Annotated in this window: 11 protein-coding genes; 7 read left to right on the forward strand and 4 right to left on the reverse strand. The window is 69.5% G+C overall.

Annotation, left to right across the window (positions count from 1 at the left end):
- Positions 1 to 2 precede the first annotated feature (2 nt).
- On the reverse strand, positions 3 to 1,424 hold the full coding sequence (locus D0D37_RS44115; protein ID WP_162834783.1) for an FAD-dependent monooxygenase: 1,422 nt from the start codon (positions 1,422 to 1,424) through the stop codon (positions 3 to 5).
- Positions 1,425 to 1,492: 68 nt separating this feature from the next.
- Here D0D37_RS44115 and D0D37_RS44120 point away from each other — a divergent pair, with 68 nt between their 5' ends.
- On the forward strand, positions 1,493 to 1,993 hold the full coding sequence (locus D0D37_RS44120; protein WP_116206516.1) for a MarR family winged helix-turn-helix transcriptional regulator: 501 nt from the start codon (positions 1,493 to 1,495) through the stop codon (positions 1,991 to 1,993).
- A gap of 44 nt (positions 1,994 to 2,037) precedes the next feature.
- On the opposite strand, the gene D0D37_RS44125 is transcribed toward D0D37_RS44120, so the two are convergent.
- Positions 2,038 to 2,454: a VOC family protein gene (locus tag D0D37_RS44125; RefSeq protein ID WP_116206517.1), complete on the reverse strand. Its 417-nt coding sequence runs from the start codon at positions 2,452 to 2,454 to the stop codon at positions 2,038 to 2,040.
- 174 nt (positions 2,455 to 2,628) lie between these two features.
- On the opposite strand from D0D37_RS44125, the gene D0D37_RS44130 reads away from it, so the two are divergent.
- Positions 2,629 to 3,678, forward strand: a complete 1,050-nt coding sequence (locus tag D0D37_RS44130; protein ID WP_116206518.1) for an LLM class F420-dependent oxidoreductase — start codon at positions 2,629 to 2,631, stop codon at positions 3,676 to 3,678.
- An 83-nt stretch (positions 3,679 to 3,761) separates the two neighbouring features.
- The gene (locus D0D37_RS44135; protein ID WP_116206519.1) at positions 3,762 to 4,283 is read left to right on the forward strand and encodes a hypothetical protein; all 522 of its coding nucleotides are present in this window, start codon (positions 3,762 to 3,764) and stop codon (positions 4,281 to 4,283) included.
- A 19-nt stretch (positions 4,284 to 4,302) separates the two neighbouring features.
- On the opposite strand, the gene D0D37_RS44140 is transcribed toward D0D37_RS44135, so the two are convergent.
- Entirely contained in the window at positions 4,303 to 5,199 is an 897-nt protein-coding gene (locus tag D0D37_RS44140) for an aminoglycoside phosphotransferase family protein (RefSeq protein WP_116206520.1), read from the reverse strand.
- A gap of 388 nt (positions 5,200 to 5,587) precedes the next feature.
- On the opposite strand from D0D37_RS44140, the gene D0D37_RS44145 reads away from it, so the two are divergent.
- From D0D37_RS44145 to D0D37_RS44155, 3 genes are all read left to right on the forward strand, one after another.
- The gene (locus tag D0D37_RS44145) at positions 5,588 to 5,866 is read left to right on the forward strand and encodes a hypothetical protein (RefSeq protein WP_116206521.1); all 279 of its coding nucleotides are present in this window, start codon (positions 5,588 to 5,590) and stop codon (positions 5,864 to 5,866) included.
- A 199-nt stretch (positions 5,867 to 6,065) separates the two neighbouring features.
- Positions 6,066 to 6,497 carry an Hsp20/alpha crystallin family protein gene (locus D0D37_RS44150; protein ID WP_116206524.1) on the forward strand — a complete coding sequence of 144 codons (432 nt, stop codon included), beginning with the start codon at positions 6,066 to 6,068 and terminating at the stop codon, positions 6,495 to 6,497.
- Positions 6,498 to 6,775: 278 nt separating this feature from the next.
- Positions 6,776 to 7,525 (forward strand): polysaccharide deacetylase family protein, encoded by a 750-nt coding sequence (locus tag D0D37_RS44155; RefSeq protein ID WP_116206522.1) that lies wholly within the window; start codon positions 6,776 to 6,778, stop codon positions 7,523 to 7,525.
- On the opposite strand, the gene D0D37_RS44160 is transcribed toward D0D37_RS44155, so the two are convergent.
- Positions 7,485 to 8,570 (reverse strand): sensor histidine kinase, encoded by a 1,086-nt coding sequence (locus D0D37_RS44160; RefSeq protein ID WP_116206523.1) that lies wholly within the window; start codon positions 8,568 to 8,570, stop codon positions 7,485 to 7,487. The two genes, D0D37_RS44155 and D0D37_RS44160, sit on opposite strands and share 41 nt — an antisense overlap.
- Before the next feature lie 22 nt (positions 8,571 to 8,592).
- Here D0D37_RS44160 and D0D37_RS44165 point away from each other — a divergent pair, with 22 nt between their 5' ends.
- The gene (locus D0D37_RS44165; RefSeq protein WP_116206525.1) at positions 8,593 to 9,216 is read left to right on the forward strand and encodes a response regulator; all 624 of its coding nucleotides are present in this window, start codon (positions 8,593 to 8,595) and stop codon (positions 9,214 to 9,216) included.
- Positions 9,217 to 9,444 lie beyond the last annotated feature (228 nt).

Here is a 9,444-nt window from a genome sequence, read left to right on the forward strand (position 1 = left end):
ACCTAACGCGGACCGAACCACCCCACGAGAGCCGCAGCAAGCCCCTCCGTCTCCCGCCCCGCCCACGCGACATAGCCGTCCGGGCGCAGCAGGATCGCCGGTTCGCCGAGGTCCTCGTCGTGCGCGACCACGTCGACCCCGTCCTTCCACTTCGCCGCCGCGTCCTCAGCCCCGGCAGCATCTGGGCCGAGCAGCAGGACCGGGCGGCCCGGATGCAGCAGTTCAGCGACCGTCCGCTCGCCGAGCGGGAAGTTCGGCAGGAACTCCCCCGCGATGCCGCGGCCGTCGCGGTAGCGCACGCCCTGCGCGCTGATCCGGTCGCTGAGCATTCGGTTTCCGTCCGAAGTGGACAGAAGGTCGGCGACCAGCGCGCGCAGCGGCTCGAACTCCGGCTCGGGCCGCATCAGCGCGGCCTGGGCGCGGGTGTTCTCGATGACGGCTTCGGCGACCGGATGCCGTTCCGCGTGGTAGGTGTCCAGCAGTTCGTCCGGAGCAGTGCCCGCGACGACCATCGCGAGCTTCCAGCCGAGGTTGAACGCGTCCTGCAGGCCGAGGTTGAGCCCCTGCCCGCCGAGCGGGGCGTGCACGTGGGCCGCGTCTCCGGCAAGCAGAAGCCGGCCGCGCCGGTAGGAGTCGGCGAGCCGGGTGAAGTCGCTGAACCGGCCGATGAACGTCGCGTCGGACATCGGCACGTCGTGGCCGAGGATGCGCGAGGCGGCAGCCTGCAGATCCTCAATACCCGCCGGGGCACCGCGTTCCGGCAACGGCTCGGTGAACTCGTGCGTCAGGATCCGGCTGTGCCCGGCCGGGTTGACGTTGATCAGCGTCCAGCCGCTCGGCCCCTGCGTCCAGCCGCCGGGCACTCGCGCGGGGTCGCCCAGCCTGGCCAGGCCGAGAAGCCCGGCGAAGGTGGCCGGATGGGTCGTCCCGGTGAACCCCGCCTCTTCGCGGACGATGCTGCGCGCGCCGTCGCAGCCCACGACGTAGTCGGCGGTGAGTTCGCCGTGGTCGGTGGATACGCTGACCTGCCCGCCGTCGTCCCGGACCCCGGTCACCCGGCGGCCGCGCAGGATCGTGACGCCGAGCGAACGGGCCTGCGCCTCGAAAAACCGCTCGATGTCGGACTGCGCCTGCCCGACCATCGGCGCACCTTCGAGAGCGGGCGATTCCAGCGTCAGGACCGGGCGTCCGCCGAAATGGAACGGCGTCTCGACAATGGCACGCGGGTCCCGCGGCGGCGGCACGGGCAGATAACCGCGCCGCAGCAACGACTGTGCGGTACGCGCGTGCAAAGTCCCCGCGCGTGGTTCGTCGTGGGTGGCAGTGAGTTTCTCGACGACTGTGGTGGGTACGCCGTGCCTGCCGAGTTCGGTGGCCAGCAGCATCCCGACCGGCCCGCCGCCGACGACGATCACTCCGGGCATTTTCCCTCTCCTTCGCTGCGGAGCCGAAAGGTACGAGGTCGTAATGTCCGTCATTGTAGAGTACGAGGATGGAGCGTGACTTCGTCGACGACGTCCTGGACCAATGGCGCGCGCAACGCCCGGACCTCGACCCGGCCCCGTTGTCGGTGCTGGCCCGCCTGACGCGGATCGCGCGCCGGGTGACCCGCCGCCTCGACGAAACCCTGAAGGGCTACGGCGTTCTCCACGCGGACCTGGACATCCTCGCCACCCTGCGGCGCGCGGGAGCGCCGTACGAGCTGACGCTGTCCGAGATCGCGCGCTGGATGCTCGCCGGCAACAGCACGATGACCAGCAGACTGGACCGGCTGGTGGCCGCGGGCCTGGTCGACCGCAAGCAAAATCCGGCGAACCGCCGCACCGCGCTGATCCGCCTCACTCCGGCCGGGCTGGCCCTCGTCGACGAGGCGGTCGCCGTGGAACTCGCCGAACAAGAAAAGCTGGTGAGCGGCTTGAGCGGCGAGGACCAGCGCGAACTTGCCGATTTGCTGCGCCGCCTGTGCCGTTCCATGGGCGAAATCCCGGACTGAGCCCCGCTCGGACGACCGCGACGCGCACTGTCGGCATTCAAGACTCAGGCCCGCCGCCGGGCGAGGTTGACCATCCACGTGATCCCGAACTTGTCCACGAGCGAACCAGCCTCGTCACCCCACGACTGCTTCGCCAAGGGCAGCGTCACGGTGCCGCCAGCGGACAGCTTCGCGAAGTAGTCTCGGAGTTTGACGTCGTCACCTCCGAGGAAGAGCGCGACGTTGTTGCCCTGTTGGAAAGGCACCCTCTCCGGAACGTCCCACGCCATCACCGGGTAGCCGTCCGACGTGCTGAGCACGGAGTGCATGATCTTGTCCGCGTCGGCGCCGGGAGCCTCCGGCGAGCCGAAATCGCCGTACGTGCCCAGTTCCAGTTCGCCGCCGAGGACTTCCCGGTAGAACTCCATCGCCTGCCGCGCGTTCCCGGTGAAGGCGAGGCACGGGTTGAGCTGGGATCCCATCTGGTACTCCTTTGTGTGCGACGGATTGCGCAGCCAAGCCTCCCAGGCGAATCACGACACCCTGTGTCGCGTATTCCGGGGAGTCCACTGTGGACTCGCGGCAACCCCTATCGCACCCCCTGAACGCCGGGAACGACCAGTGCCCTGTCAGTTACCAACGGTAACGTCGCCAGGGTGAAAATCGGACTCAACATCGGATACTGGGGCGCTGGCAACGACTCGACGAACCTCGAACTGGCCAGAGAGGCCGACCGGCTCGGGTTTTCCGTCGTGTGGGTGGCCGAGGCCTACGGTTCGGACGCCGCGACGGTGCTGGGCTGGCTCGCCGCGCGCACCGAACGCATCGATCTCGGCAGCGCCATCCTGCAGATCCCGGCCCGCCGCCCGACGATGACCGCGATGACCGCGGCGACCCTGGACAACCTCTCCGGCGGCAGATTCCGGCTCGGGCTCGGCGTTTCCGGCCCGCAGGTGTCCGAAGGCTGGTACGGCGTCCCGTTCGGGAAACCGGTGGCGCGCACCCGCGAATACGTCGACATCGTCCGCAAAGCGCTGCGCTACGAACGGGTCCGCTACGACGGCGCGCACTTCCGGCTCCCGCTGCCCGGAGGCCCCGGCAAAGCGCTGCCGCTGGCCGTGCCGCCGGTCCGCGAGCACCTCCCGCTCTACCTCGCCACCCTGGGCCCGCGGAACCTCGAACTCACCGGCGAAATCGCCGACGGCTGGCTCGGCCTGTTCTTCTCCCCCGAACACGGCCGCGAATCCCTCGACCGGATCCGCGCCGGACGCGCGAAAACCGGCGCGACGCTCGACGGATTCGACGTGGCGACCACCGTCCCGCTCGCCGTAGGCGACGACTGGCGGTCGGCGGCCGACTACGCCCGCCCTTATGTCGCCGGGTTCGTCGGCGGAGCGGGCAGCCGTGAGAAGAACTTCTACCGCGACCTCATGGCCCGGATGGGCTACGAGGCCGCCGCCGACGAGGTCCGCGAGCGGTACCTGACGATGGACTACGACGGCGCCATGGCCGCCATTCCGACGGAATTCCTCGACCAGACCTCGCTGCTCGGCCCGAAACAACGCATCGCCGACCGCATGCAGGCCCTTGCCGAGGCCGGAGTCACCACACTGGCGCTTTCGCCCACGCACCCGGATCCGGAAACCAGCAAAGCCGCCCTGCGCGTCGCGGCCGAAGCCCTCGATGCATCCGGCGACGGCGACTGATCCACAGTGGACACAACACGGGGATTGCCATTGACCTCAGGGCGAGTTAAAGCCGACGACATTCGAAGCGGCCTTGACATACTGTGCTGCATGGCCGTGACCCAGCAGCTCGCCGCATCCCCGCCGCGCACCTCGCCGCCTGTCGGCAATCGGCGGAAGCGCTGGACGAACTCTGCTCGTTCACCGCGGCCCCGGAGACGGACCACCTCGACCTGAACTGGTGGCCAGTCACTCTGAAACGGGTTTGGAAGCTGGCCGGGGCCGACGAACGGACCTTTGCGTTGCTGCAGCGTGGATTCGACGGCGACGAAGAAGTCAATCCGGCCTACCGGGACTATCTCTACGGGATCTGGGAGCATCCGGTGACCGCGCTGGACCCGCCGCAGGTCGGAGCTGTCGCCGAAGCATTGCTTTCCCTGGCCCCGGAAGCTGTCCACTCCGTCGTGCCGTCGGACCCGGAGCAGATCGAGGCGAAACTGGGCCCGACCGCGCGCGAGGTGCTCGGCGATCTGGCTGAGCTTGTGGCCGAGCAGCACACCATCCTGCGCGACTTCTACGAAGAAGCCGCACGTCGTCAGCTCGCCGTCGTGCTGTGGTGGGACTGAGCCTTCCGGCCGCGAGACGTCAAACGCCCTTCAGCACCCGATCAAGCGCCGCCCGCCCCGCGGGTCCCCAATGCGGCTTGCCGCCGGGGAGACCGCGGTCTCCGTTCTGTCCCATGAGCATCAGGAAAAGGCTCTTCACCGCAGCCAGCCCGCGGGCGCGCCGGATCGCCGACTCGTCCGCCCGCGCGTAGCTGTCGAAGAACCGCGAAGCCATGCCCTCGGGCAGCAACACCCAGGCAGCGGCGAGGTCCCACGCCGGATCGCCCGCGAACAGGTCGCCGAAATCGACGATGCCCGAGAGCGTTCCGTCCGAGACAACGACATTCGCGGGATGCAGATCGCCGTGCACCCACGCCGGCGGCCCCTCCCACGCATCGGCGGCGACGGCGTCGTCCCAGACAGCGCGGACGTCGGCGGCGAGGTCGTCGACCGCGACGGCCTGGAGGAATTGCTCGAAACCGTCCGTACAGTCCCGGGGATGGGCTCCGCGGTCCGTGGCGATCGGAGCCTCGGCGGGCGCTGGCACGTGGAGCGCTCGGAGGAAGTCCGCCAGCGTGTCGGCCGCGTGGGTGCCGCGGCTGATCGTGCCGTGGTCCAGCGGTTCGCCGGGAACCCACGTCATCACGGTCCAGTGCTTGGGAAAACGCGCGGACGGTTCGCCGGACCGCACCGGCGTCGGCACCGGGAGCGGCAGGCGCGAGGCCAGCACGGGCAGCCATCGCCGCTCCTTGAGCTGGAATTCCGGGGTGGGGTCCATCCGCTGCACGCGCACGGCCAGTTCGTCCCCGAGCCGCCACATCTGGTTTCCCCAGCCGCCTGGCACCTCGCTGATCGGCAGTCCGGCGAGGTCCGGATGCTGCTCCCGCAGCAGGTCGCGGACCAGGTCCACGGTGATCACGATCTCGGAGCCGGTCATGTGAAGCGACAGTACCGAGGCGACCGCATCCGCATCCGCGCGGCAGGCGCAGCACAAGAGAATCCTTCGACGAGCCGGGCGCGGACACCGGTGATGACGTCGCGGGCGTCGGCGAGTTCGTCTTGCAGGGCCGACGATCCGGGCGGCCGAGGCGAGGGAATGCCCCTCGTCCAGATGTTCGCGCAGCCGCACCACGAGGGTCAGCTGACGGCGGGAGCAGCGGCGGAGTCCGGCCACGCGCACCTCCTCTCCTGCGGCGTTCCTCTGCGCCCGGATCAAGATTATCTCGACTCACCGCTTGACACAATCTTCAGTGCGCGCTATAGAAATTTCTGGACGCGAGAGCTGACCTTGGTGCTGAGACGACGTGGCCGGGGAGTGATCGACGATGTCGGACACCATCAGCCGCCGGGACGCGACTGCCGGCGAATTCGCCGAACTGATCTGCGCCGATCCGGCCTGGCTGCGCGCGGAGTTCGAGGCGATCGTGGCCACGAGCTTCGGCGAGGCGCCGCTGCCCGGCGACGAACCCCGTCCGCGGAGCGGAGGACGCGCCGAGCGTCCGGTCCCGACGAGCGTGTGGCGGGCCTGGCCGACAGAGCGCCGGGAGCGATCCCCTCCGATGCGGAGCGGGAGCACTGCAGCGGTGACTTCGCTGGGGAGGTGATAGACCACCACGCGCACAGATCAGCACAGTTGCTTTTCACCCGAACTGGTTCCGGTCCCGCCGCCCTGTCCGGCGGCGGGGCCGGATCTCCGCGGCGACCACCCGATCCGTCAGCCCACGGAAAAACACGCGACCGCCCGCCTCCGGCCGAGCGCGCCGGACGGCGGGCAGCAGGGAAGGAGAATGGAGGCGCATGGTCATGTTGATGCGAACTGACCCGTTCCGGGAGCTCGATCGGCTGACCCAGCAGTTCTTCGGCGGCAACGGCACCGCGACCCGTCCGGCGGTGATGCCGATGGACGCCTACCGGTCCGGCAACGACTACGTGGTGCAGTTCGACCTGCCCGGCGTAGCGCCGGAGTCGATCGACCTGGACGTCGAGCGCAACGTGCTGACCGTGAAAGCCGAACGCAGGCCCGAGTACGGCGAGGACGCGGAGGTCCAGGTCTCCGAACGGCCGCGCGGGGTGTTCTCCCGGCAGCTGTTCCTGGGCGACACACTGGACGCGGACCGCATCAAGGCCGACTACGACGCGGGCGTGCTCACCCTGCGGGTGCCGATCGCCGAGCAGGCCAAGCCCCGCAAGATCGCCATCGGCGGCAACGGCGAAACCAGGCAGATCAACGCCTGACCGTTCCGGGACCGGCCCCGCCCGCGGCGGGGCCGCGTCAACCCGGCGCGACAGGCGATTCCCTTGCCGCCCAATGCTTCCGTTGCCGTGAGTTCACGACTGCAGCGCATCGCGTCGCGGCACCCATAACGCCCTCGCTCCCCCACAGCCAGCCACACCGTGCGCAGCGCCGTCGCGAGCTCGGCGGCACCAGCGGCCGACCGTATTGGTCTGTGTGCCGGAAGGACTAGTACCTTCGCGGCTTCCCGACCCGCTGCCCCGTCGGCAAGCTCGCCCGCATGATCCGCTTCTCCCTGTCCAGACGGGCGCGCCGCTGGTCGATCGCCGTAGCCGTGGTGCTGGTCGTGCTCCTCGTCAGCGGCTATGTGCTGTTCCGGATCGCCGATTCCCGAACCTTCCAGTTCTTCGGCGGCCTCACCGCCCGCGTGGAAACAACGCAGAAAGCGGTCGCGCTGACCTTCGACGACGGTCCGAACCCGGCCGGGGTGCAGCCCGTCCTCGACACGCTGGCCGTGCGCGGCGTCCACGCGACGTTCTACCTCATCGGTTCGGAGCTGGCGGCTCACCCGGACCTCGGACGCGCCATCGCCGCGGCGGGACACGAGATCGGCAATCACACCTACTCCCACGAACGAATGGTGCTGATCACGCCGGGCCACGCGGCGAGCGAGATCGAGCGCACCGACGCGCTGATCCGCGCCACTGGTTACCCCGGCGAAATCACCGTCCGCCCGCCGAACGGCAAGAAGCTGTTCGCGCTTCCGTACTACCTGCACGAGCACCACCGGAAGACGATCACCTGGGACGTCGAACCGAACTCCTTCCCCGAAATCGACCGCAGCGCCGCGGCGATCACGGACTACACCGTCACGCACGTGCGGCCCGGTTCGATCGTCTTGTTCCACCCCATGTACTCCGGGCGCGAGCAGACGCGGAAGGCCATCGGCCCGACCATCGACCGGCTGCGGGCGCTCGGCTATCGGTTCGTCACTGTGTCGCAGTTGCTGGCTCTGCAAGGCAAGGGATGACCGCCACGACCGACCAGCCGCCGTCATCGGCTGGACCCGCGTCGAGGGAACCGCCTCGGGCGGCAAGCTGGGCGCGCAGGCTGTCCAGCCCGTACCCGGCACCGGCGGTCGGCTGTCCGTGCTGGTCGTTGCGCAGCACGATCCGGACGGACTCGGGACTCACCTCGACGCCGACGCGCAGCCGGACACCAGGACCGTTGTGCCGCAAGGCGTTGATGGCCGCTTCGGAGACAATCCGGTCGGCGAGATCCCGCACCTGTCCCGGAATCCGGTGCAGGGCAGGTTCTTCCTCGAGCACGAGACCTGCCGCCGACAGTTCGGCGAGAACAGCGGCGACCCCGGGCCCTGGCGGCTGCTCACTGTCATCCCGCAAGTCACGGAGGGTTTCGCGGACTTGGCCCAGCGCGTCCCGCCCCGCGGCGAGCATCGCGTCCACCCTGGCGCGGTCCGCGTCGGCCAGCTCGCCGACCGCCAGGAGTGCTTCTGCCTGCACGAGCATGACCGTGGTGGTGCGCGCGAGGGTGTCATGCAGCCGCCGCGCGGTCTGCTCCCGCCGTTCGGCGGCGAGCCGCGCCAGTCGGAACCGCGTGCGCTGCGCCGCGAACTCCGCGCGTTCGGCGGCATGCCGCTGCCGTTCGGCGCCGAGCAGCCACGCCACGACACAGACGGCGACAGCCAGCAACGCGCCGTCGATAGGGCCCTTCGACACGGTCATGGCGGCCCCGACCGCGGCGGCGGACAGCCCACCGAGCCCCCAGCGCACCGAAGCGCGGCGCGCGCTCGGGACTGTGTACAACGCGATCAGCACTGGGACGTAATCGATGTTGTGGGGCTGGGTCGTCAGCAGACTGGCAAGCGTGGCCGCGGTGACGACGGCGAGCACCCACCCCGGGAACCGGCGGCGGAAGGCCAGCGGCAGGATCTGCCCGGTCACGAGGGCGGGACCCGCCGTGGGCGGCCAGACCCCGCCCACCCCGAGCAAGACGGCGACGAGCACTGCCGTTCCCAGGTCGAGCAACGTCTTTCGGTCGCGGAACCAACGCACTAAGCGAGCGTAGACTGCCGTGGTGATCAGGGTCCGCGTCGTCGACGACCACGCCTTGGTGCGGGAGGGCCTCGCATTGATCCTCGCCGCCCAGCCGGACATCGACGTACTCGGCGCGCACCCGGACGGCCCTGAACTGCTCGCCGCGCTCGACGCCGCCACCGACGTCGTCCTGTTGGACCTTTATCTCCCGGGGATGGACGGGATCGAAGTCCTGCACCGAATCCGGCAGCAAAACGGACCGAAGGTCGTCATGCTCACCACGATCGGCCGCGCGCCCGAAATCCGGCGTGCGCTGGCCGCGGGAGCGAGCGGATTCGTACTCAAGGACAGCACCGGAACGGAACTCGCAGCCGCAGTCCGCGCGGCCCACGAAGGCGTCACGGCGATGAGCCCGGGGGTGGCCGCGACCCTCCGCACGCCTACCGCCGAGGGAGTCACCCCACGGGAACGCGAAGTCCTGCTCCTGCTCGGCCGGGGCCTGTCCAATCGCGACATCGCGACGGAGCTGGGCCTGGCGGAGCGCACGGTGAAGGTGCACGTCGGCAACCTGCTGGCGAAGCTTCAGGTGGACAGCCGGACACAGGCCGCCCTACTCGCCAACGACATCCTCGGCAACCCGGCTCGGCTGGGTCCTTCCCGCTGACCGCAATTTGTCGGTTTCGAGGGCGGTCCGTCGGACTGCTGCGTGGAAAGAAATACGGGAGCGGCGATGCTCCAGTCCGGTCGCCGCCCGCACCGGACCATAAGCAGGCGATGCGCGCGTGGCCGCCAGATGTCTTCTCGGACGAGAGCTGTCCACATCAGACGGAAGCAACGGACAGCGGCCCACACCCCGCCCCGCGTCCGATGATCCACCCCTCCACTCAGCGGT

Origin of the sequence: Amycolatopsis circi (assembly GCF_003385235.1) — a bacterium.
Taxonomy (GTDB): Bacteria; Actinomycetota; Actinomycetes; order Mycobacteriales; family Pseudonocardiaceae; genus Amycolatopsis; species Amycolatopsis circi.